The sequence below is a fragment of the Pseudomonas sp. Sample_16 genome (assembly GCF_004307665.1).
Taxonomy (GTDB): Bacteria; Pseudomonadota; Gammaproteobacteria; order Pseudomonadales; family Pseudomonadaceae; genus Aquipseudomonas.
The window spans coordinates 1-22,192 of the sequence record NZ_RCOB01000025.1 but is presented as its reverse complement, the minus strand read 5'-3'; the positions used below and the strand labels follow the sequence as shown (position 1 = coordinate 22,192).

Genomic DNA, 22,192 nt, shown 5'->3' with positions numbered 1-22,192 from the left:
TAGCCTGGGGTTATAGCTTGTAAAACGAGGCTGAAGTTATTGCAGGGGTGAGCCTGCTCGCAATGGAATCGGCACATGACATAACCCGAGGCTATCGCCTTATTTCAAGTTTTGATTAGACGGTTGTCACCAGGCCTTTGATAGTACTGAGCAATGCCGCATGTGGGAGGCTAATGATGTCCCATACAAGAACAATAAAAGAGGTTCGTGCCATGGCTCGTCCCAGCGTGGCCTGAACCCTTGAGGAGTGAAGCATGAAAAAAACCACAATTGCCATGGTTCTCGGAGACCCAGCGGGCATTGGCCCGGAGTTGATTGCACGTCTGCTGGCCGAACCGGAAGTACGCAACAAGGCCAACGTGATCCTGATCGCCGACGAAGCGGAAATGCGTCGCGGCATGCGCATCGCCGCCGTGGAATTCCCCTATCGCCGGGTAGAGTCACTTGAGCAGCTATCGTTCGTTGATGAGACGCCACTTTTTTACGACTTTCGCGGCGACGCGATCGGTGAATTCCCGCGCAGCGAAGCCAGTGTGATTGGCGGTCGCTACAGCCTCGACACGCTGGAACAGGCCCTGCGCCTGACCGAAGCGGGGACTACCGATGCGATCCTGTTCGGCCCCCTGAACAAGACCTCGCTGCACATGGCCGGCATGGCGCACAACGACGAATTGCACTGGTTTGCCGAGTTGCTGGATTTCCACGGACCGTTTTGCGAATTCAACGTGCTCGACAATCTGTGGACTTCACGGGTGACGTCCCACGTCGCCCTGGCCGAGGTCTCGGGCCTGCTAAGCCAGGAGCGGGTGGTGGAAGCGATTCAATTGATCGATACCGCGCTCAAGCGCAACGGCCTGGAGAAACCGCGCATCGGCGTTTGCGGCCTGAACCCGCACAACGGCGACAACGGCTCGTTCGGCCGCGAAGAACTGGACATCATCGGCCCGGCGGTGCGCTCGGCGCAGGCACTGGGCATTGCAGCGGAAGGGCCGTATCCCGGGGACACGATTTTCTTGAAGGTACAGGGCGATGCCAGTGCCTTCGACGCGGTTGTCACCATGTACCACGACCAGGGCCAGATCGCGATCAAGTTGATGGGCTTCTCCCGTGGCGTGACGGTGCAGGGCGGCTTGCCAATCCCGATCACCACTCCGGCCCATGGCACTGCGTTTGATATTGCAGGGCAGGGCAAGGCCAATGTCGGCGCCACGCGCCAGGCGTTCGAGATTGCTTGCCGGATGGGCGCCAACAGCTACTGATCCACTTTTTCCAACAACCTGAACTCCCTGTGGGAGCGGGCTCGCCCGCGATAGCGGTCTGTCAGTTACAGCTCATGTGACTGACCAGACGCCATCGCGGGCAAGCCCGCTCCCACAGTTTTTTTGCGTGCCGGTTCGATAACCCTACCTCGCTACAAAATCCTTTATGTGATCACCCCTGGTTATCGCCGGATACGCATAAGTGATTATCCGCAGTCCCCGCACGCTGGCTAAAGTCGCCCCATCGAATGCCGGAGCCCTCCCAGAAAAGGCGCTGTGCACACGACTGACAATGACAAGAAGCCGACAGCCCAAGGAACTGTATTCATGAAAATCAAAGCGATCCGTACCCGCGTATTCGAGTGGAAAGGCAAAGTCGTTCCACCGCAAGCGCACTTCTGCACCAACGCCAGCGACATCCTGTTCGAGCGCGGCGACGCCATGGGCTCGTTCCGTTTCCACGGCTGGCTGGTGGTGGAAGTCGAGACCGACACCGGTCTTGTCGGCATCGGTAACTGCGCCCTGGCACCCCGTGTGGCCAAGGAAATCATCGACACCTACCTGGCCCCGATCGCCATCGGCGAAGACCCGTTCGACAACGAATACATCTGGCAGAAAATGTACCGCCAGAGCCACGCCTGGGGGCGCAAAGGTATCGGCATGGCGGCGATCTCGGCGATCGACATCGCCATCTGGGACATCATGGGCAAAGCCGTCAACAAACCGGTGTTCAAGTTGCTTGGCGGGCGCACCAAGGAAAAGATCTGGACCTACGCCTCCAAGCTCTACGCCAACGACAACCTCGACCTGTTCCTCGAAGAAGCCCAAGGCTATCTGAATCAGGGTTTCACCGCGCTGAAGATGCGCTTCGGCTACGGTCCGAAAGACGGCCCGGCGGGCATGCGTCGCAACATCGAACAAGTGCGTGCCCTGCGCCAACTGGCCGGCCCTGACGTCGACATCATGCTCGAATGCTACATGGGCTGGACCCTGGAATACGCACGTCGCATGTTGCCGAAGCTGGCCGAATTCGAACCGCGCTGGCTGGAAGAGCCGGTGATCGCCGATGACATCGAAGGCTACATCGAACTGAAAAAAATGGGGATCATGCCGATCTCCGGCGGCGAGCACGAATTCACCTCCTACGGTTTCAAGGACTTGCTGGAACGCCGCGCCGTCGACGTGATCCAGTACGACACCAACCGCGTCGGCGGCATCACCGCTGCGCGCAAGATCAACGCCATGGCCGAAGCCTGGTCGGTGCCGGTGATCCCTCACGCCGGGCAGATGCACAACTATCACCTGACCATGTCTACCACCGCCTCGCCGATGGCCGAGTTCTTCCCGGTGTTCGACGTCGAAGTCGGCAACGAACTGTTCTACTACGTGTTCAAAGGCGAGCCGCAACCGGTCAACGGCTACATCCAGCTCGATGACCACAAGCCGGGCCTGGGCCTGGAAATCTCCGATGAATACCTGAGCGACTTCAACATCATCGAGTGACCTGCAGGCGCCGTCACTCAGCGGCGCCCACCCTGACTTTCTGGAGGGCCACCATGCGCCTGATTCAATTCGAAAACGCCGCCGGGGAACGCCAGGTCGGACTCGTCGACAGGGCACAAGTCCAAGTGCTTCAGGGCACCCGCAACACCCGTGAACTGGCACTTGCAGCGATCCGCGGCAAGCGCAGCCTGCAAGAGGAGGTCGCCTCGCGCGGTACAGCGCCGGGCCCGGATTACGCACAGCTGTTGCAACAAGGCAAAGTCCTGCCACCACTGGACCATGAAGACCCGGCGCATTGCCTGATCAGCGGCACCGGTCTGACGCATCTGGGCAGCGCCTCGGCGCGGGACAAAATGCACCAGCATGACGGTGCGGTCGAAGCCGGCATGACCGACACCATGCGCATTTTCAAATGGGGCCTTGAAGGCGGCAAGCCCGCGGCGGGGCAGGTCGGTGCGCAACCGGAATGGTTCTACAAGGGCGACGGCAGTATCGTCGTGCGCCCCGGCGCGGACTTCCCGGTGCCGCCGTTCGCCGAAGATGCCGGCGAAGAGCCGGAGCTGACCGGCCTGTACGTGATTGGCGACGATGGCCTGCCGTATCGCGTCGGTTATGCATTGGGTAATGAGTTCTCCGACCACGTCATGGAACGGCGCAATTACCTGTACCTCGCCCACTCGAAGTTGCGCAGTTGCTCCTACGGTCCGGAATTGCGCGTTGGGGAGCTGCCCAAGCACCTGGTCGGCACCAGCCGCATCAAACGCAATGGCGAAACGATCTGGGAGAAGGAATTTCTCAGCGGCGAAGACAACATGTGCCACAGCCTGGCCAACCTCGAATTCCATCACTTCAAATACGCGCAGTTTTTGCGTCCCGGCGATGTTCATGTGCATTACTTCGGCACCGCTACCCTGTCATTCGCCGACGGTGTGAAGACCCAGCCCGGGGATCGTTTTCAGATCAGCCTCGATGAGTTCGGCGCGCCGCTGGTCAACGGTATCGGCGAAAGTGCCCAGCCGTTGGGCATCGGGCAGGTGCGCACACTCTGACAAGGATCGGGAAAATCCGACGAACCTGTGGGAACAGGCTTGCCAGCGATTGGCCCTCAAGCCCTGCACCGATTTTTCGGATGCCATCGCCGGCAAGCCGGCTCCCACAGGTCGCGTACCCGTTCCTGCAAATCTTCAGGAAGTTTCTTATGACCACGCTTCTCGGACACAACTACATCGGCGGCCGTCGCAGCGCCAACGGCACCTTGCAACTGCAAAGCCTCGATGCGACCACCGGCGAGCTCTTGCCCGGCCATTTCTTTCAAGCATCGGAAGCCGAAGTGGATGCCGCCGCCAAAGCCGCCGCGGCGGCGTACCCGATCTACCGCAACCTGAGCGCGGAAAAGCGCGCGAAGTTTCTCGATGCAATCGCCGATGAAATCGATGCATTGGGCGATGACTTCGTCGCCACCGTCTGCCGAGAAACCGCCTTGCCTGTCGGACGTATCCAGGGCGAGCGCGGGCGAACCAGCGGCCAGTTGCGCCTGTTTGCCAAGGTGTTGCGACGCGGTGATTTCTACGGCGCGCGCATCGACCGCGCGTTACCTGATCGCCAGCCCTTGCCACGCCCGGATCTGCGTCAGTACCGCATCGCCCTGGGACCGGTAGCGGTGTTCGGCGCGAGCAACTTTCCGCTGGCGTTTTCCACGGCTGGCGGTGACACCGCTTCGGCGCTGGCTGCCGGTTGCCCGGTGGTGTTCAAGGCTCACAGCGGGCACATGGCAACCGCCGAGTGGGTAGCGGACGCGATCATCCGTGCCGCCGAACGCACGGAAATGCCCGCGGGCGTGTTCAACATGATTTATGGCGGTGGCGTCGGCGAATGGCTGGTCAAGCATCCGGCGATCCAGGCGGTGGGCTTCACCGGTTCACTCAAGGGTGGCAATGCCTTGAGCCACATGGCCGCCACCCGACCGCAGCCGATCCCGGTGTTTGCCGAAATGTCGAGCATCAACCCGGTGTTCCTGCTGCCCGAAGCATTGGCGGTGCGCGGCGAACAGATCGCCGCACAACTGGCCGCTTCAGTGACGCTCGGCTGTGGCCAGTTCTGTACCAATCCGGGATTGGTCATTGGCCTGCGTTCGCCGCAGTTCAGCCTGTTTCTGCAAACCTTCTGTGCGAGCATGAACCAGCAACCGCCACAAACCATGCTCAACGCTGGTGCCCTGGCCAGTTACGGTCGAGGTCTTGGCGAGTTGCACGAACATCCGGGCCTGACGCATGTGGCCGGTAAGCCGCAACAGGGCAATCAGGCCCAGCCGCAAGTGTTCAAGGCCGATGTCAGCCTGTTGCTCAAGGGCGATGAATTGTTGCAGGAGGAAGTGTTCGGGCCGACCACCATCGTCATCGAGGTCGAAGATCGCGCACAGTTGGCGGCAGCGTTGCACGGTCTGCGCGGGCAATTGACGGCGACGTTGATCGGCGAGCCGGACGAGTTGCTGGAGTACCGCTGGCTGGCTGAAATGCTGCAAGAGAAAGTCGGGCGGATCCTGCTCAACGGCTATCCGACCGGAGTCGAAGTGTGTGAGGCGATGGTGCATGGCGGGCCGTATCCGGCGACGTCTGACTCGCGGGGAACGTCGGTGGGCACCTTGGCCATCGATCGCTTCCTGCGGCCGGTGTGCTTCCAGAATTATCCGGATGGGTTGTTGCCCGAGGCGTTGCAAAACAGCAATCCGCTGGGGATTCGGCGGCTGGTGGATGGGGAGGTGAGTGCTTCGGCCTTGTAGTGTCTGAACTGACGCCATCGCTGGCAAGCCAGCTCCCACAGTGATGGGTGTCGTGCACATGATTTGTGCTTGGCACTGAACCCTGTGGGAGCTGGCTTGCCGGCGATGGCGTCATCAGCCGCACTACAAATCTACTTGGCCGCCACCACAGCGCCCTTCATCACTGTGGGCTTCAACACCATCCACAACGCCACCGCAATCAACAAGCCACCATAGACATGCGCCATCGACAGCGGCTCATCCAGAAACAGTGCCCCCCACAACACGCCGAACAGCGGGATCAGGAAGGTCGTGGTCATCGACTTTACCGGGCCAACCGAACTCAGGAGGCGGAAGTAAATGATGTACGCAAACGCCGTGCATCCCAGGCCCAATCCCAGCAATGATAGCCAGACACTCCAACCGCCCCAGCTGGCGGGTGGTTGGCTGATCACGCTGTAGCCAAATAGCGGCAGCAGGAACAACGTCGCCCCCAGCATGCTGCCCAGCGCCGACAAACGGCTGTCCAGACCGCCGGCCTGATCGAGCCATCGGCGCGCCAGAAACCCGGCAAATCCGTAGCAAGTGGTTGCGAGCAGGCAGGCGACGGCTCCCATCAGCAGTTCCATATCGAACGCCACCGGACCGGCACGGGTCAGCACGCCCACGCCGAACAACCCGAGGAATACGCCGCCGAGCTTGGCGCCAGTGAGCCTTTCATGAAAAAACAGGCCGCCGATCAGCACGCCCATCAACGGTGTGGTGGCATTGAAAATCGACGAATAGCCGGCCGGAAGCACCTGCGCGGCCACCGAATAGAGCGTCGCCGGAATGCCGGAGTTGATCACCCCGAGCAGCATCACGGTTTTGAGTTTGCCTTTGAAATCCCAACTGATGCGCATCAGCCCGAGGATCACCAGCAGTCCGGCAGCGGCGATCGAGACGCGGAAAAAAGCGGTAGGAAGGCTGCCGATCACCGGCGCAATGATGCGCATGAACAGGAAGCTCGCACCCCAAATGGCCGCAAGCGACAGTAATCGGAATAAATCGACAGGGTTCACAGCACATTCCTTCCTTGTTGGGGACGAGAGTGTTGCTGAGCGTCTGATCGATGGCAACCGAAAAACGAGCAGAGAACTCTCAAGCGCCTCAATCCCATGGCGCCCGGAAAATTACGCTTCTCCTGCACCCGCTTCACTGGCTAAGCTCAGGGCTCACGAATTCCCGCAGAGGTCTCACCATGCCGCAGCAATGGCCAGCCGCCGACATCGCCCGCTTGATCCTCGATGGCTTTGACGATTACCGCGAGCATTTTCGCCAGATCACCGACGGCGCCCGGGCGCGCTTCGAACAGGCCAAGTGGCAGGAGGCGCAGGCGGCGTCGGCCGCGCGGATCAACCTGTACGAAGAAAAGGTCAGTGAAACGGTGGGCCGCCTGCGCACTGCCTTTGACCCCGACACACTGGACGTCAGTTGCTGGCCACTGGTGAAAAGCGCTTACATCAGTCTGATCGACTTGCGCTTCGACGATGAACTGTCCGAAACCTGGTACAACTCGATTTTCTGCGGCCTGTTCAGCCATGACCTGATCAGCGATGGCTGCATGTTCATCCACACCACCCGGCCAAGCCTGCGCCGGGCTCGTGCTGCGCAAACCCGCACCTACAAGCCTCAGGGACAGTTGTCCGGGATGCTCGCGAGCATCTTCGCCGACTACCGTTTCAGCGAGGAATACGCCGACTTGCCCGGCGACCTGAAGCGTCTCGAAGCACAACTGCGCGAGAACCTCCCGGACTGGGTGTGCAAGGACCCGGACCTGAGCGTCGAACTGTTTTCCTCGGTGCTGTACCGCAACAAGGGCGCCTACCTGGTCGGGCGCATCTACACCGCCGATGAGCAATGGCCGCTGGCAATCCCGCTGCTGCACCTTGAGGGGCGCGGCATCCAGATCGATGCGCTGATCACCGACGAAGCGGACGTGTCGATCATCTTCTCGTTCACCCGTTCGTATTTCATGGTGGATGTGCCGGTTCCGGCGGAGTTCATCGGCTTCCTCAAACGCATCCTGCCGGGCAAGCACATCGCCGAGCTGTACACCTCGATCGGTTTCTACAAGCACGGCAAGTCCGAGTTCTACCGGGCGTTGATCAATCACCTGGCCAACACCGACGACCAGTTCATCATGGCCCCCGGCGTGCGTGGCATGGTAATGAGCGTGTTTACCCTGCCGGGGTTCAACACCGTTTTCAAAATCATCAAGGACCGGTTTTCGCCGTCGAAAAACGTCGACCGCGCCACGGTGATCGAAAAGTATCGCCTGGTGAAAAGCGTCGACCGCGTCGGGCGCATGGCCGATACCCAGGAGTTTGCCGACTTCCGTTTCCCGTTGAGCAAGTTCGATCCGGCGTGCCTGGAAGAGTTGCTTGAAGTCGCGCCATCGACGGTGTCGGTGGAAGGCGACACGGTGCTGATCCGACACTGCTGGACCGAACGCCGCATGACCCCGCTGAACCTGTACCTGGAAAACGCCAACGAAGCGCAGGTACACGAGGCATTGGAAGATTACGGCCTGGCGATCAAACAATTGGCGGCGGCGAACATTTTTCCCGGTGACATGCTGCTGAAAAACTTCGGCGTAACCCGTCACGGTCGCGTGGTGTTCTACGACTACGACGAAATCTGTTTCCTGACCGAAGCCAATTTCCGCCACATCCCGCAACCGCGGACCCCGGAAGACGAAATGGCGTCCGAACCGTGGTACTCGATCGGGCCGCTGGATGTTTTCCCCGAAGAGTTTCCGCCGTTTCTGTTTGCCGATTCCGGGCAACGCAAGTTGTTCGATCGTTTGCATGGCGAGTTGTACAACGCCGATTACTGGAAAAGCCTGCAAGAGGCGATTCGGGCGGGGAAGGTGATTGATGTGTTTCCTTATCGACGTAAAGGCCTGGACAGCGAGTAGATCAGGCCGGCTCGGACCACTGTGGCGAGGGAGCTTGCTCCCGCTGGGGTGCGAGGCACCCCTAAAACCAGGCGCCGCGTAGTGTCAGACTTACCGAGATCACCTGTTAGCGACTGCTGCGCAGCCGAACGGGAGCAAGCTCCCTCGCCACAAAGGCCCTCTCGCCACAGAAGTGGCCAAATCTGCGACAATCGCGCCCTGCGCCACTAGAAGACTGAATTGCATCCCCGATGACCGACGAATCGCCCTCCATCGACAAACTGCTGAAAAACCTCGATCACGCCATGCTCGCCGACCGCCACCGGCTGCGGCGGCAGTTGCTTGAGCTGCGCAAGAAACCCGACGAAGCCAAATTGGCCCAATGGGTGGCGCGCCTGCAGGCGTCCAGTGATCAGGTGCTGGCCCGCCGCGCCAGCCTGCCGGTGATTCGTTACGACGACAGCCTGCCGATCGCCGCCAAACGCGACGAAATCAAAGAGGCACTGCTCAAGCATCAGGTGCTGATCATCGCCGGCGAAACCGGCTCGGGCAAAACCACCCAGTTGCCGAAGATCTGCCTGGAAATCGGTCGCGGCCAACACGGGCTGATCGGCCACACCCAACCGCGGCGGATCGCTGCGCGCAGTGTCGCCAGCCGAGTCGCCGAAGAACTGGGCACACCGTTGGGCGCGCTGGTCGGCTATCAGGTGCGCTTCGAGGATCAAAGCGACTCCAATACCCTGATCAAGCTGATGACCGACGGTATCCTGCTGGCGGAAACCCAGAACGACCGCTATCTGGAACGCTACGACACGATCATCGTCGACGAAGCCCACGAACGCAGCCTCAACATCGATTTCCTGCTCGGTTACCTGAAAACCCTGCTGCCGCGCCGTCCGGACCTGAAAGTCATCATCACCTCGGCGACCATCGATCTTGAGCGTTTCTCCAAGCATTTCGATGATGCGCCGATTGTCGAAGTCTCCGGCCGAACGTTCCCGGTGGACACCTGGTATCGCCCGCTGACCCTGGAACAGGACGAAGAGGGCAACCGCGTCGAGGACGACTTGACTGTGGATCAGGCGATCCTCGCCACCCTCGACGAAATCGCCGCTTATGAGCGCAGTGAACGACGCAGTCCTGGTGACGTGCTGGTGTTCCTGCCGGGCGAGCGCGAAATTCGCGACGCCGCCGACATGCTGCGCAAGGCCCAGCTCAAGCACACCGAGATTTTGCCGTTGTACGCGCGGTTGTCGCCAGCCGAGCAACAACGGATTTTCCAGTCGCATCCAGGCCGTCGCGTGGTGCTGGCGACCAACGTCGCCGAAACCTCGCTGACTGTGCCGGGCATTCGCTATGTGATCGACAGCGGCACCGCGCGCATCAGCCGCTACAGTTATCGCGCCAAGGTCCAGCGTCTGCCCATCGAAGCGATCTCCCAGGCCAGCGCCAACCAGCGCAAGGGTCGTTGCGGACGGGTCGAGCCGGGCATCTGCGTACGGCTCTACAGCGAAGAAGATTTCCTCGGGCGTCCGGAATTTACCGATCCGGAAATTCTGCGTACCAACCTCGCGGCGGTCATCCTGCAGATGCTGCACCTGCGCCTCGGCGAGGTCACTGCGTTTCCGTTTATCGAACCGCCGGATGGCAAGGCCATCAGCGACGGCTACAACCTGCTGCAAGAGCTCTCGGCGGTGGACCGCAACAGCCAACTGACCCCGCTCGGTCGTCAACTGGCGCGATTGCCGGTGGACCCGCGCATGGGGCGCATGTTGCTCGAAGCGGCCAAGCTCGGCAGCTTGCAGGAAGTGTTGATCGTCGCCAGCGCCATGTCGATCCAGGACCCGCGCGAGCGGCCGCCAGAGCGTCAACAAGCGGCCGACCAGGCCCACGCACAATGGAAGGACGCCGACTCGGACTTCGCCGGGCTGGTCAATCTGTGGCGCGGTTTCGAAGAACAGCGCCAGGCGCTGACCGCCAGTCCGCTGCGTAACTGGTGCCGCAAGAATTTCCTGAATTACCTGCGCCTGCGCGAATGGCGAGATTCCCATCGCCAGTTGAGCCTGATCTGCCGCGACATGCAGCTGAGTCTCAACAAAGAGCCGGCGGACTATCCCAAACTGCACAAAGCAGTGCTGGTTGGCCTGTTAAGCCAGATCGGCCAGAAAACCGAGGACGGCGACTATCTTGGCGCCCGACAGCGGCGCTTCTGGATTCACCCGTCGTCGGGCATTGGCAAAAAACGCCCGCAATGGCTGATGGCGGCCGAACTGGTGGAAACCACCAAGCTTTACGCACGAATGGTGGCGAAGATCGATGCCGACTGGATCGAACCGCTGGCCGGGCATTTGATCAAGAAAAACCACTTCGAACCCCATTGGGAGAAGAAGCGCGGGCAAGTCGTGGCGTTCGAGCAGATCACCCTGTTCGGGCTGATTGTGGTCGGTCGCCGGCCGGTGCATTACGGCCCGGTCGACCCGGTGGTGTCGCGTGAGCTGTTTATCCGCGAAGCGCTGGTGCGCGGTGAAATCCAATCGAAAGCCAAGTGCCTGACCGCCAACAAGCAGCTGCTGGAGCAGCTCGACGAACTGGAAGCCAAGGCCCGTCGCCGCGACATTCTCGCCGATGAAGAAACCCTGTACGCCTTCTACGATGCGCGGCTGCCGGCGGAAATTCACCAGACCGCGACGTTCGACAGCTGGTATCGGATCAACAGCCAGAAAGACCCGCAGCTGCTGATCATGCGCGAAGAAGACGTGCTGGCCCGCGAAGCCAGTGAAGTCACCGCGCAGCATTACCCGGACACGCTGCACATCGGCGATCTGGAGTTGGCCCTGAGTTACCACTTCGAACCGAATCACCCGCGCGACGGCGTGACCCTGCGCGTACCGGCGCCGCTGTTGCCGATGCTGCCACCGGAACGCCTGGAATGGCTGGTGCCGGGGCTGATCGAAGCCAAGTGCATTGCCCTGGTGCGCAACCTGCCCAAGGCCTTGCGCAAGAATTTCGTGCCGGTGCCGGACTTCGTCAAGGCAGCCTTGCAGCGCATGACGTTTGCCGAGGGCTCATTGCCGCAGGCATTGGGGCGCGAGCTGCTGCGCATGACCGGCGCCCGCGTCAGTGATGAAGCCTGGAGCGAGGCGGCGCAGCAGGTCGAAAGCCATCTGCGGATGAACCTGGAAATCGTCGACGCCCAGGGCAAGTTCCTCGGCGAAGGTCGCGATCTGGCTGAACTGACGGCGCGTTTCGCCGAAGCGAGCCAGGCTGCGTTGGCGGTGCCGCAAACCGCGAAGAGCCAGCAGCCGGTGGAACCGAAAGTGTTTGCCGCGGTGGCCGAAAAAACCCAGCAGAAGATCGCCGGGCTGTCGATGACGGTCTACCCGGCGCTGGTGGAAGAGGCGGGCACGGTCAAGGAAGGGCGGTTCTCGACCCCGGCCGAAGCCGAGTTCCAGCATCGTCGCGCACTGCAGCGGTTGTTGCTGCAGCAATTGGCCGAACCGGCGAAGTTCCTGCGCGGCAAGTTGCCGGGCCTGACTGAACTGGGCCTGCTGTACCGCGACATGGGCCGCGTCGACGCACTGGTGGAAGACATTCTGCTGGCCAGCCTCGACAGCTGCATTCTCGAGGGCGAAGACCCGTTGCCCCGTGACGGCGCGGGGTTGGCGTCGCTGGCCGAGCGCAAGCGTGGCGCCTGGACCGAGCATGCCGAGCGGGTGGCTAAGCTGACGCTGGAAATCCTCAAACTCTGGCATGGCCTGCAAAAACGCTTCAAGGGCAAGATCGACCTGGCACAGGCCGTGGCCCTGAACGACATCAAGCAACAGTTGAGTCATCTGGTGTATCCGGGCTTTGTCCGCGAAACACCGATGCCATGGCTCAAAGAGTTGCCGCGCTATCTCAAGGCGATTGAGCAGCGCTTCGAAAAAATCGGCGCCCAGGTGCAACGGGACCGGGTATGGAGTGGCGAATTGTCCGGCCTGTGGACGCAATACCAGACCCGCGCCAACAAACACACCCAGGAAGGCAAGCGCGATCCGCAGCTCGAGCTGTATCGCTGGTGGCTGGAGGAATACCGGGTTTCGCTGTTCGCCCAGCAATTGGGGACCAAGGTGCCGATCTCCGACAAACGCCTGAACAAGCAGTGGGCGCAAGTCGAGTCGTAGGCCGGGGCGGATGCAATACCTTGTGGGAGCTGGCTTGCCAGCGAAGAAGGCGTATCAGTCGCCAACGGTGTGCCCTGATACACCGTCATCGCGGGCAAGTCGAAACGTCGCACCGCCGCTCCCACAGGTTTATTCTGGCGGCTGTAACAGAGGGTTCATCCAGCAAAAAGGCGCCAAAATCCAAGGTTTATGGCAAACTTCGCGCCTATAAACGCCGGCCCCGCGGTTTTGAGCCTTCGCCGCTGCGGGCAGGCCTGAATAAAGCGATGCCAGGTTTGCGTCCCCGGGATGGGAATAGACCCTTTGTGTATTGGTACGACGGTGCCAATGCTTTCTGCCTGAACAGATTAGAGACACGACCATGCATAACGTCGTCATCAGTGGCACCGGCCTGTACACCCCGGCCAACAGCATCTCCAACGAAGAGCTGGTGCAGTCTTTCAATACCTATGTGGCTCAATTCAATGCCGACAACGCCGACGCTATCGAACGCGGCGAAATCGAAGCCTTGACCGAATCCAGCGCAGCGTTCATCGAAAAGGCTTCCGGCATCAAGAGCCGCTTTGTCATGGACAAGGAAGGCATCCTCGACCCGCAACGCATGGCACCACGCCTGCCGGAACGCTCCAATGACGAATGGTCGGTGCTGTGCCAGATGGCCATCGGCGCTGCCGAACAAGCCTTGCAACGCGCCGGCAAGACCGCCGCGGACATCGACGGCGTGATCGTCGCCTGCTCCAACCTGCAACGCGCCTACCCGGCCATTGCCATTGAAGTTCAGGAAGCGCTGGGCATCCAGGGTTTCGGTTTCGACATGAACGTGGCGTGCTCCTCAGCGACCTTCGGCATCCAGACGGCCGCCAACAGCGTGCAACTGGGCCAGGCCCGGGCGATCCTGATGGTCAACCCGGAAGTCTGCACCGGCCACCTGAACTTTCGCGACCGCGACAGTCACTTCATCTTCGGCGATGCGGCCACCGCCGTGATCATCGAACGCGCTGACCTGGCCACGTCCGAGTACCAGTTCGACATCGTCAGCACCAAGCTGCTGACCAAGTTCTCCAACAACATCCGCAACAACTTCGGCTTCCTCAACCGCGCAGCGGAAGAGGGTATCGGTGCCAAGGACAAACTGTTCGTCCAGGAAGGCCGCAAGGTATTCAAGGAAGTCTGCCCGATGGTGGCCGAGCTGATCGGTGAGCATCTGCAGGAAAACCAGCTCAACGTCAGCGATGTGAAGCGTTTCTGGCTACACCAGGCCAACCTCAGCATGAACCACCTGATCGTGAAGAAGCTGCTCGGACGCGATGCCACTGAACAGGAAGCGCCGGTGATTCTCGATACCTACGCCAACACCAGTTCTGCCGGTTCGGTGATTTCGTTCCACAAGAACCAGGACGACCTGCCGGCCGGCTCGCTGGCGGTACTCAGCTCGTTCGGCGCCGGTTACTCGATCGGTAGCGTGATTTTGCGCAAACGCTGAGTCAGCGGTCTGCCCGGATTACCTCTGGGGAGATCCAGAGTTGAGGACAAACCCTCAACTGAAATTCGGTTGGTCTTCGCGCTGCGCCTTTTTTGCGGGGCGAAGACAACCCTAACGCGTTATTGACTCGCCGCCATGGCCGCGTTGTGCAAAAAATGGCTGGCTTGCCTGAGCGCGATCAACGATTTACCGATCATCGGGTCCCGCAGCGCCGCTGGTTCCGCTACAATGCGCGCCGATTTCGACTTGCCTGAGAGCCCACTCATGTCCGCCTGCCAGACTCCTATCATCGTCGCCCTGGATTTCCCTACCCGTGACGCCGCACTGAAGCTGGCCGATCAGTTGGACCCGAAACTGTGCCGGGTCAAAGTCGGTAAAGAACTCTTCACCAGCTGCGCCTCGGAAATCGTCGGCACCCTGCGTGACAAGGGTTTCGAAGTGTTCCTGGACCTCAAGTTCCACGACATTCCCAACACCACAGCCATGGCTGTGAAAGCGGCAGCGGAAATGGGCGTGTGGATGGTCAACGTACATTGCTCCGGTGGCCTGCGCATGATGGCGGCCTGCCGTGAAGTGCTGGACAAGCGCAGCGGCCCGCAGCCTCTGCTGATCGGTGTGACCGTGTTGACCAGCATGGAGCGCGAGGACCTGGCGGGCATCGGTCTGGACATCGAACCGCAAGAGCAGGTGCTGCGCCTGGCCGCACTGGCGGAAAAAGCCGGGATGGACGGTCTGGTGTGTTCGGCCCTGGAAGCCCAGGCCCTGAAGTCGGCGCACCCGTCGCTGCAACTGGTGACCCCGGGGATTCGTCCGGCGGGCAGCGCCCAGGACGACCAGCGCCGCATCCTGACCCCGCGTCAGGCGCTGGACGCCGGCTCCGACTATCTGGTGATCGGCCGTCCGATCAGCCAGGCAGCCGATCCGGCCAAGGCGTTGGCAGCCGTGGTTGCTGAATTGGCCTAAACACCGCTAAAACCTGTAGGAGTGAGCCTGCTCGCGATAGCGGTGTGTCAGTCAACATTGATTTAGACTGACACACCCTCATCGCGGGCAAGCCCGCTCCCACAGGTTTTTTTTGAGTCGGTTACAGCGTCAAACCTTCAGAACCAACTTGCCGAAATTCTCCCCGCTGAACAATTTCATCAGCGTCTCGGGGAACGTCTCCAGTCCCTCGGCAATGTCTTCCTTGCTCTTGAGTTGCCCCTTGGCCATCCAACCGGCCATTTCCTGCGCGGCCGTGGCGAATTGTGCGGCGTAATCCATCACCACGAAGCCTTCCATGCGCGCGCGGTTCACCAGCAACGATAGATAGTTGGCCGGGCCCTTGACCGCCTCCTTGTTGTTGTACTGGCTGATGGCGCCGCAGATCACCACGCGTGCCTTCATGTTCAGGCGACTGAGTACTGCGTCGAGGATATCGCCGCCGACGTTATCGAAATACACATCGACGCCTTTCGGGCACTCGCGCTTGAGGCCGGCGACGACGTCTTCGCTCTTGTAGTCGATGGCGCCGTCGAAGCCCAGTTCCTCGATCAGAAATTTGCACTTGTCGGCGCCGCCGGCGATGCCGACCACACGGCATCCCTTGATCTTGGCAATTTGCCCGGCAATGCTGCCCACCGCTCCGGCCGCGCCCGAAAGCACTACGGTTTCACCGGCCTTCGGGGCACCGACATCCAGCAACGCGAAATAAGCCGTCATGCCGGTCATGCCCAGCGCCGACAAGTAACGCGGCAGCGGCGCGAGCTGCGGATCGACCTTGTAGAAACCCCGCGGCTCACCGAGGAAATAGTCCTGCACGCCCAGCGCGCCGTTGACATAGTCGCCGACGGCGAACTGCGGATTGTTCGAGGCAACCACCTTGCCGACGCCCAAGGCGCGCATCACCTCGCCGAGCCCCACCGGCGGAATGTAGGACTTGCCCTCGTTCATCCAGCCACGCATGGCCGGATCCAGGGACAGGTATTCGTTCTTGACCAGGATCTGACCTGCCGCCGGTTCGCCGACCGGTACTTGCTGATAGGTGAATGTCTCGCGGGTTGCTGCGCCCACCGGGCGTTTGGCGAGCAGGAACTGGCGATTGGTCTGGGATGTCATGACAGGCACTCAAGATGAATGAAGCCTTGTTGATAGACCTTCGTGGGCGATGCCGCAAGTTTGGCTGATGCGGCGAATGCAGGTTTATCCAGTGCAGTGATAGTTGGTACGGCAGTTCCATCACTGCAACTCATGGGCAGGCAACCGGCCACCTGATAGTGCTGCCTTGCCCGGGGCCGCTGTGGCTAGACTGGAAAAACGCGATCCCCCGCCAACTCTCTTCGAGGACATAACAATGAGCATGACGTTTTCCGGTCAGGTAGCCGTAGTGACGGGCGCCGCCAATGGTATCGGCCGTGCCACCGCCCAGGCGTTCGCCGCCGAGGGCTTGAAGGTAGTTGTCGCCGACATGGACACGGCGGGCGGCGAAGGAACGGTGGCACTGATTCGCACGGCAGGCGGTGAAGCGAGCTTCGTGCGCTGCAACGTCACCCTTGAAAGCGAAGTAAAAAACCTGATGGATGAAGTCATCAATACCTACGGCCGTCTCGACTATGCCTTCAACAACGCCGGCATCGAGATCGAAAAAGGCAAATTGGCCGAAGGCACTGTCGAGGAGTTCGACGCGATCATGGGCGTCAATGTCAAAGGCGTTTGGCTGTGCATGAAGTATCAGTTGCCGTTGTTGCTGGCACAGGGCGGCGGCGCAATCGTCAACACCGCTTCGGTGGCTGGCCTCGGCGCCGCGCCGAAGATGAGTATCTACGCGGCCTCCAAGCACGCGGTGATCGGTCTTACCAAATCCGCCGCCATCGAATACGCCAAGAAAAAGATCCGCGTCAATGCGGTATGCCCGGCGGTGATCGATACCGACATGTTCCGCCGCGCTTACGAAGCCGACCCGAAGAAAGGCGAGTTTGCCAACGCCATGCACCCGGTAGGTCGCATCGGCAAGGTTGAGGAAATCGCCAGCGCAGTGCTGTACCTGTGCAGCGATGGCGCTGCGTTCACCACGGGGCATTCATTGGCGGTGGATGGCGGTGTCACGGCGTTCTGAAAACGCAATCTGCGGGAGTGAGCAGACTCACTTCCACAGATTTTTTTCCGTTTGGTGAATACGCCGGGCAGTGTGTTTCAAATGATTAAAACCCGGGGTTTTGGCGGCGTTGTCGCACATCCCGCAACGAGCTCCTGTGATTAACTGCTTTCGGCAGAATCCACAGGAGTTTTTTTGCTCATGGAATTGAGAATCGATCGACAGGCATTGGTGCCGGTCGTACAGCAAATCGTCGACGCACTGGTCTGCTGGCTGCATTGCAATGAGTTGGCGCCTGGCGCGCGCTTGCCGCCAGTCCGACGCATCGCGCGAATCAACCTGCTCAGCCAATCCTGCGTCGTCGAGGCATGCGAACGTCTGGTGGTGCAAGGCGTGCTGGAGTCTCGCCAGGGCGCCGGTTTCGTTGTGGCAGCCCCAGCCCCCGCAGCCCAGGGTCGACAGGATGACTTGTGGTTTGAAGGCGCAGTAGTAAAACCTGGAACTTCGTCTGAACTGCAACTGGGCTACGGCGGGCTGCCCGAAAGTTGGCGCGAGACGGATGATTTGAGTTATGCGATCCGCCAGGTCAGCCGCACCGATATGGCCGGCCTGTTCAACTACAGTTCACCCTTGGGGTTGCCCGCCCTGCGCGAACAAATCCTCAAGTGCCTGAAGCCGCTGGGCATCGATGTTGAAGACAATCGAATCGTAACCACCGCAGGCGCCAGCCAGGGTTTGGATCTGATCGTGCGGACGCTGTTCAAGCCGGGGGATTGCGTGGTGGTCGAGAGTCCGGGCTACCCGATGTTGTTCGATCTGCTCAGGCTGCACGGTATCCGCATGCTCGAGGTACCGCGAACGCCGCATGGGCCAGACGTCGCCGTTCTCGAACAACTACTGCTCGAGCACCGCCCGCAGGGAATGTTCATCAACAGCTTCCATCACAACCCTACGGGCGGCAGCCTGGTCCCTGTGGTGGCGCAACGAGTACTGCAGCTGACAAAAAAACAGGAGGTGATGCTGATCGAAGATGATGTCTTCGCCGATCTTCACAGCGGTACCGGCATGCGTCTCGCCGCCATGGATGACAGTGTGATTTATGTCGGCAGCTACTCTAAAACCCTCAGCAGTTCTTTGCGTGTCGGCTTCGTGGTGGCCAGTGCCGAAGTGATTGCACGACTGGCCGAAGTCAAGATGATCAGCAGCATGGGTGCTTCCCGATTTTGTGAATCGGTGCTGGCCTGCCTGCTGGCCAGCGGCGCGTATCGCAAGTTGGTGAAGCGCCAAAGACAGCGCTTGAACACCGATCGACAGGCTGCCTTGCAGTTGCTTGAAGACGCCGAGTGGGAGGTGTTTGGCAAGCCCGCTGCCGGCTTGTTCATCTGGGCGCGCTCACGATCGATGGACTGCGCCCGGATGCGAGCCGAGGCGCAACGCCACGGGGTTGTGTTGTCGTGCGCGACGGCATTCAGTCCCACGGGGGAAGCCAGTGATTGGCAGCGCATCAATGTGGCTTGTGCTTGCGATCCGCGAGCCAGGGCATTCTTTCAGGCCACCGCTGTGAATCGACCTCTAGCGTTCTGAAAACGACGTTGACGTAGCTTTTTGCCATTATTCAGGCGCCAGAGACTTGTGTTGACACAGGCCCGTTGCGAATCTGCATCCATAGACTATGGCAGGGGACTACGTGCAATGATTTCGGCCGTGCAAGGACGTTTTGCCAACCTCGGTATGGCAAAGAAACTGGGTGGCGGGTTTGTGCTTGTGCTGCTGTTGACTGCCTTGGTGGCGGCCATTGGCGTGTGGTCCTTGCACACCATCAGCCAGCGCTTCGATGGGCTCAAGCAGATGTCATCACTCAACAGTGGTCTGCTCAAAGTGCGGCTGCTGGAGCAGGAATACGCCTTGCACGGCAACCCGAAAACAGCCGACGCTTTGCGTGAAGGCGTGGACGGCCTGATCGCGCTGGCGAATCAGCTCAAGGCTGAGTCGGCAGCGAACGTCCCGGTGATGACTGACGTCGAGCAGTCCCTGGCGGCGTATCGCAAGGCGTTTGACGAGTTTGTCTCGCTGAGCCAGGCCAAGGATCTGGCATTGGAAATGGCCAGTTGGTCGGTCTCCAGCGTTGCCAATAATCTTGATGTGTTGCAGTCGGGGCTTGCCGATGACGGCGCTTACACCCTCAAGGATTCCGAAGGCAAGGACGGCGCGCAGTTTATCGAGCAGGCCAATCAGGTCAGTCAGGTTTCACGCCTGATGCTCCAGGCCATGAATGAAGCGCGCGTACGCCTGGACCAGAGCCGCAAGGGCGACGACAGTGCAGGACAGGGCAAGATCGAACAGGCCAGTCAAGCACTGACCCAGGCCGAGCAATTGAAAACCACGGTCAAGGATGAGGGATATCAGACGGTTCTCAATGAAGTGACCGGCCATATCGCCAGTTTCAACGACAAGCTCGCCGAGTACACCGGTTTACTGGAGCAGGAAAAAAACGTTTATCAGCAACTGCATGAGCGTGCCGGCCAAGTGGTGGAACGGGTGGACCAGGCGTACATCGCCGAAGACCAATCGATGCAAACGGAACTGAAAAAGAATTCGCTGCTGATCATCGGTTCTTCGGCTCTGGCGCTGCTGGTCGGGTTGATCGCCGCCTGGGCGATTACCCGGTTGATCGTGGAGCCGCTGCGCAGCGTTATCCGTGTGGCGCAGCAGATTGCCTCGGGGGATCTGAGCGGGACTGTCGAAGTCACCCGTCGCGACGAGATTGGCCAACTGATGCACGCGATGCAGCAGATGGGCGCGGGTCTTAGCCAGATCGTCAGCGGTTTGCAGGCAGGCATCGAACAGTTGGCATCGTCGGCGCAATCGCTGTCGGCAGTCACTGAGCAGACCAATCTTGAAGTCAGCAGTCAGAAGGAAGAAACCGAACAAGTCGCCACGGCGATGAACCAGATGACCGCCACCGTTCACGATGTCGCGCGTAACGCAGAGGAGGCGGCACAGGCTGCGCAAACGGCGGATGGCAAGGTTGAGAGCGGCCAGCAAGTGGTGCGCCAAAGCATGGTGCGGATTGAGCAACTGGCCGATTCGGCCAATTCAGCCAGTTCAAGCATCGAAAGCCTGAGTGCGGAAATCCAGAATATCGGCACGGTACTCAGTGTTATCAAAAGTGTGGCTGAACAGACCAACCTGCTGGCGCTCAATGCCGCCATTGAAGCCGCCCGTGCCGGTGAGCAGGGCAGGGGCTTTGCGGTGGTGGCCGACGAAGTCCGCGCCCTGGCCAAGCGGACCCAGCAATCCACCGAGGAAATCGAGCGGCTGGTCAGCGCCTTGCGGGCAGCGGCGCAGACGTCGGTGCAGCAGATTCAGAGCAGCGGCGAATTGGTGAAGCTGGCGGTCAGCGATGCGCTGCAAACTGAGAGCGCGCTGGGGAGCATTGCCGCGGCAGTTTCTTTGATTCAGCAGATGAACCAACAGATTGCGGCGGCAGCCGAGGAGCAAAGCTCAGTGGCTGAGGAGATCAATCGCAGTGTCACGAGTATTCGTGCCAGTGCCGATCAGTCTTCGCTGGCGATGCAGGGGAATGCGGCATCCAGTATCGAACTGGCGCAGTTGGGGACTGAGTTGAAAGGGATGGTGGGGCATTTCAGGCTTTGATTTCTGGTCGCCCTCAATCGCTGTGGGAGCTGGCTTGTCGGGTCGCCGCATCGCAGCGATAGCGACCTGCCAGCCGACCTGTTACCCGCAGCGGTACGCCCACCTCATATCCAGCCCAAAAAAAGCCACCTTCCCGGTGGCTTGTTTTTTTTAACGAGTGATCAGTCGTAGATCACTTTCTTTTTCCAGTCCGCATCTGCCTCGACGTCTTTGAGGCCTTCGGTCAGTTGGTTGACTTCGCCTTCTACCGGGGCAATGCGGTCCATGACTTGCGCATTGGCACGGGCCAGGAGTTTTTCCAGGTATTCCAGTTGCTCGGCGTAGATCTGCGGTTCCTGCTGTTTTCGCAGGTACTGCACGCCACGTTCGAACGCCAGGCGCGCCTGACCGGGCTGATTCTGTTGCAGCGAGTGCTGGCCGAGGTTGTTGAAGAACTCGATGTGCAGCAGCACCAGAATATGGCGGACCTCGCGGATCCAGCGCTTGGCTTCGTTAGGCGGCAGGAAACCGTCTTGTGCGGCGCGGGTAATCTGGCCGTGCAAGGCTTCGAGCAGGAAGCGTACGTCCTTGGCCTTGGCCTCGGTCTGGATCGGCGCCGGCGGGTTGTTGACCGGAATCGATTCGCCCTGGGCGACCAGGGTTTCCAGCTCGCCAATCCTTGCCTTGAGGTTGGAACTGGTCTTTTCCAGATTCAGCAGACGTTGGCAGACGTTCAGCTCCAGGCGGGTCAGCAGCAGCTTGAGTGCCGGTGTCATCAATTGGCCGGGGAAGGTCTCGGTGATTTCGCCGCAACGACGCAGGCGATCATTGAGCTCAACCTTGGTACGGGCCCTTTCCAGCTTGTTGTTTTCCACCACATGGTTGATGTAGCCAATGGCGATCAATAATGCGATCCCGGCTACGACGAGCAGGGTGATCATGAGTGGTGTCACCGGTAAGACCTCTTTTTAGGGTTCGCGTGCGAGTGTAGTGGCTTGGCATATAGGCGCCTAGGGCCGCTCGACGAGTTGGGTCGATGTGGCTCATTCTGTATCGGCCGCAGTCTTCTTATATGAATGCTGGCATCGATAGGGCGGATTGCCATCACTGACGACGCCGACTATAACGCCTTGGCGAGTGTCAGAATATAGGCGCCAAACACCGGGCGGCGGAAAATCCGGATTAGTGCCGCAAAGCAGGGCGAAGTCATTGATTTAAATAAATTTATATCAGGGGGTTGACGACCTCTCAATCCATCCATAGAATGCGCGCCACTTGCAGCGTAAAGCACACAGCGAAACGAAGCAGGGAGTGAATGTTGTAGTGTGTCCCCTTCGTCTAGTGGCCTAGGACACCGCCCTTTCACGGCGGTAACAGGG

The 22,192-nt window shown here is 60.2% G+C and carries 14 protein-coding genes; 11 read left to right on the top strand and 3 right to left on the bottom strand.

Annotated features, from left to right (window positions below; genetic code table 11):
* Window positions 1–254: 254 nt before the first annotated feature.
* From D8U69_RS03145 to D8U69_RS03130, 4 genes are all read left to right on the top strand, one after another.
* Window positions 255–1,259 (top strand): 4-hydroxythreonine-4-phosphate dehydrogenase PdxA, encoded by a 1,005-nt coding sequence (locus tag D8U69_RS03145; protein ID WP_056855975.1) that lies wholly within the window; start codon window positions 255–257, stop codon window positions 1,257–1,259.
* Window positions 1,260–1,586: 327 nt separating this feature from the next.
* Window positions 1,587–2,762, top strand: a complete 1,176-nt coding sequence (locus D8U69_RS03140) for an L-rhamnonate dehydratase (RefSeq protein WP_056855974.1) — start codon at window positions 1,587–1,589, stop codon at window positions 2,760–2,762.
* Window positions 2,763–2,815: 53 nt separating this feature from the next.
* On the top strand, window positions 2,816–3,811 hold the full coding sequence (araD1, locus tag D8U69_RS03135) for an AraD1 family protein (RefSeq protein ID WP_130906669.1): 996 nt from the start codon (window positions 2,816–2,818) through the stop codon (window positions 3,809–3,811).
* 149 nt (window positions 3,812–3,960) lie between these two features.
* A complete protein-coding gene (locus D8U69_RS03130) occupies window positions 3,961–5,541 on the top strand; it encodes an aldehyde dehydrogenase (NADP(+)) (RefSeq protein WP_130906668.1) in 1,581 nt (526 codons plus the stop codon).
* A 131-nt stretch (window positions 5,542–5,672) separates the two neighbouring features.
* Here the strand turns inward: D8U69_RS03130 and D8U69_RS03125 are convergent, their stop codons facing one another.
* Window positions 5,673–6,581 (bottom strand): DMT family transporter, encoded by a 909-nt coding sequence (locus tag D8U69_RS03125; RefSeq protein ID WP_130906667.1) that lies wholly within the window; start codon window positions 6,579–6,581, stop codon window positions 5,673–5,675.
* A gap of 179 nt (window positions 6,582–6,760) precedes the next feature.
* Here D8U69_RS03125 and aceK point away from each other — a divergent pair, with 179 nt between their 5' ends.
* The 4 genes from aceK (at window position 6,761) to pyrF (ending at window position 15,067) form a co-directional block, all read left to right on the top strand.
* On the top strand, window positions 6,761–8,479 hold the full coding sequence (gene aceK / locus D8U69_RS03120; RefSeq protein WP_056855970.1) for a bifunctional isocitrate dehydrogenase kinase/phosphatase: 1,719 nt from the start codon (window positions 6,761–6,763) through the stop codon (window positions 8,477–8,479).
* Between the two features lie 230 nt (window positions 8,480–8,709).
* The gene (gene hrpA, locus D8U69_RS03115; protein ID WP_130906666.1) at window positions 8,710–12,621 is read left to right on the top strand and encodes an ATP-dependent RNA helicase HrpA; all 3,912 of its coding nucleotides are present in this window, start codon (window positions 8,710–8,712) and stop codon (window positions 12,619–12,621) included.
* Window positions 12,622–12,982: 361 nt separating this feature from the next.
* Entirely contained in the window at window positions 12,983–14,104 is a 1,122-nt protein-coding gene (locus tag D8U69_RS03110; protein ID WP_056855968.1) for a beta-ketoacyl-ACP synthase III, read from the top strand.
* A gap of 264 nt (window positions 14,105–14,368) precedes the next feature.
* On the top strand, window positions 14,369–15,067 hold the full coding sequence (pyrF, locus tag D8U69_RS03105; protein WP_130931720.1) for an orotidine-5'-phosphate decarboxylase: 699 nt from the start codon (window positions 14,369–14,371) through the stop codon (window positions 15,065–15,067).
* 129 nt (window positions 15,068–15,196) lie between these two features.
* Here the strand turns inward: pyrF and D8U69_RS03100 are convergent, their stop codons facing one another.
* Complete coding sequence (locus D8U69_RS03100; RefSeq protein ID WP_056855967.1) at window positions 15,197–16,201, bottom strand: NADP-dependent oxidoreductase; 1,005 nt, start codon at window positions 16,199–16,201, stop codon at window positions 15,197–15,199.
* Between the two features lie 235 nt (window positions 16,202–16,436).
* Between D8U69_RS03100 and D8U69_RS03095 the strand changes: the two genes are divergently transcribed.
* The 3 genes from D8U69_RS03095 to D8U69_RS03085 all read left to right on the top strand — a co-directional run bounded on the left by D8U69_RS03095 (window position 16,437) and on the right by D8U69_RS03085 (window position 20,834).
* Window positions 16,437–17,198 (top strand): SDR family oxidoreductase, encoded by a 762-nt coding sequence (locus tag D8U69_RS03095; protein ID WP_056855966.1) that lies wholly within the window; start codon window positions 16,437–16,439, stop codon window positions 17,196–17,198.
* 180 nt (window positions 17,199–17,378) lie between these two features.
* Complete coding sequence (locus tag D8U69_RS03090) at window positions 17,379–18,761, top strand: PLP-dependent aminotransferase family protein (protein WP_130906665.1); 1,383 nt, start codon at window positions 17,379–17,381, stop codon at window positions 18,759–18,761.
* Between the two features lie 108 nt (window positions 18,762–18,869).
* Window positions 18,870–20,834 carry a methyl-accepting chemotaxis protein gene (locus D8U69_RS03085; RefSeq protein WP_056855964.1) on the top strand — a complete coding sequence of 655 codons (1,965 nt, stop codon included), beginning with the start codon at window positions 18,870–18,872 and terminating at the stop codon, window positions 20,832–20,834.
* A gap of 161 nt (window positions 20,835–20,995) precedes the next feature.
* On the opposite strand, the gene D8U69_RS03080 is transcribed toward D8U69_RS03085, so the two are convergent.
* Entirely contained in the window at window positions 20,996–21,754 is a 759-nt protein-coding gene (locus D8U69_RS03080; protein WP_056855963.1) for a hypothetical protein, read from the bottom strand.
* Window positions 21,755–22,192: the final 438 nt, after the last annotated feature.

Coding starts and splice junctions, on each gene's coding strand:
- D8U69_RS03145 (WP_056855975.1), top strand. CDS start 255: ATGAAAAAAACCACAATTGCCATGGTTCTCGGAGACCCAGCGGGCATT.
- D8U69_RS03140 (WP_056855974.1), top strand. CDS start 1,587: ATGAAAATCAAAGCGATCCGTACCCGCGTATTCGAGTGGAAAGGCAAA.
- araD1 (WP_130906669.1), top strand. CDS start 2,816: ATGCGCCTGATTCAATTCGAAAACGCCGCCGGGGAACGCCAGGTCGGA.
- D8U69_RS03130 (WP_130906668.1), top strand. CDS start 3,961: ATGACCACGCTTCTCGGACACAACTACATCGGCGGCCGTCGCAGCGCC.
- aceK (WP_056855970.1), top strand. CDS start 6,761: ATGCCGCAGCAATGGCCAGCCGCCGACATCGCCCGCTTGATCCTCGAT.
- hrpA (WP_130906666.1), top strand. CDS start 8,710: ATGACCGACGAATCGCCCTCCATCGACAAACTGCTGAAAAACCTCGAT.
- D8U69_RS03110 (WP_056855968.1), top strand. CDS start 12,983: ATGCATAACGTCGTCATCAGTGGCACCGGCCTGTACACCCCGGCCAAC.
- pyrF (WP_130931720.1), top strand. CDS start 14,369: ATGTCCGCCTGCCAGACTCCTATCATCGTCGCCCTGGATTTCCCTACC.
- D8U69_RS03100 (WP_056855967.1), bottom strand. CDS start 16,201: ATGACATCCCAGACCAATCGCCAGTTCCTGCTCGCCAAACGCCCGGTG.
- D8U69_RS03095 (WP_056855966.1), top strand. CDS start 16,437: ATGAGCATGACGTTTTCCGGTCAGGTAGCCGTAGTGACGGGCGCCGCC.
- D8U69_RS03090 (WP_130906665.1), top strand. CDS start 17,379: ATGGAATTGAGAATCGATCGACAGGCATTGGTGCCGGTCGTACAGCAA.
- D8U69_RS03085 (WP_056855964.1), top strand. CDS start 18,870: ATGATTTCGGCCGTGCAAGGACGTTTTGCCAACCTCGGTATGGCAAAG.
- D8U69_RS03080 (WP_056855963.1), bottom strand. CDS start 21,754: ATGATCACCCTGCTCGTCGTAGCCGGGATCGCATTATTGATCGCCATT.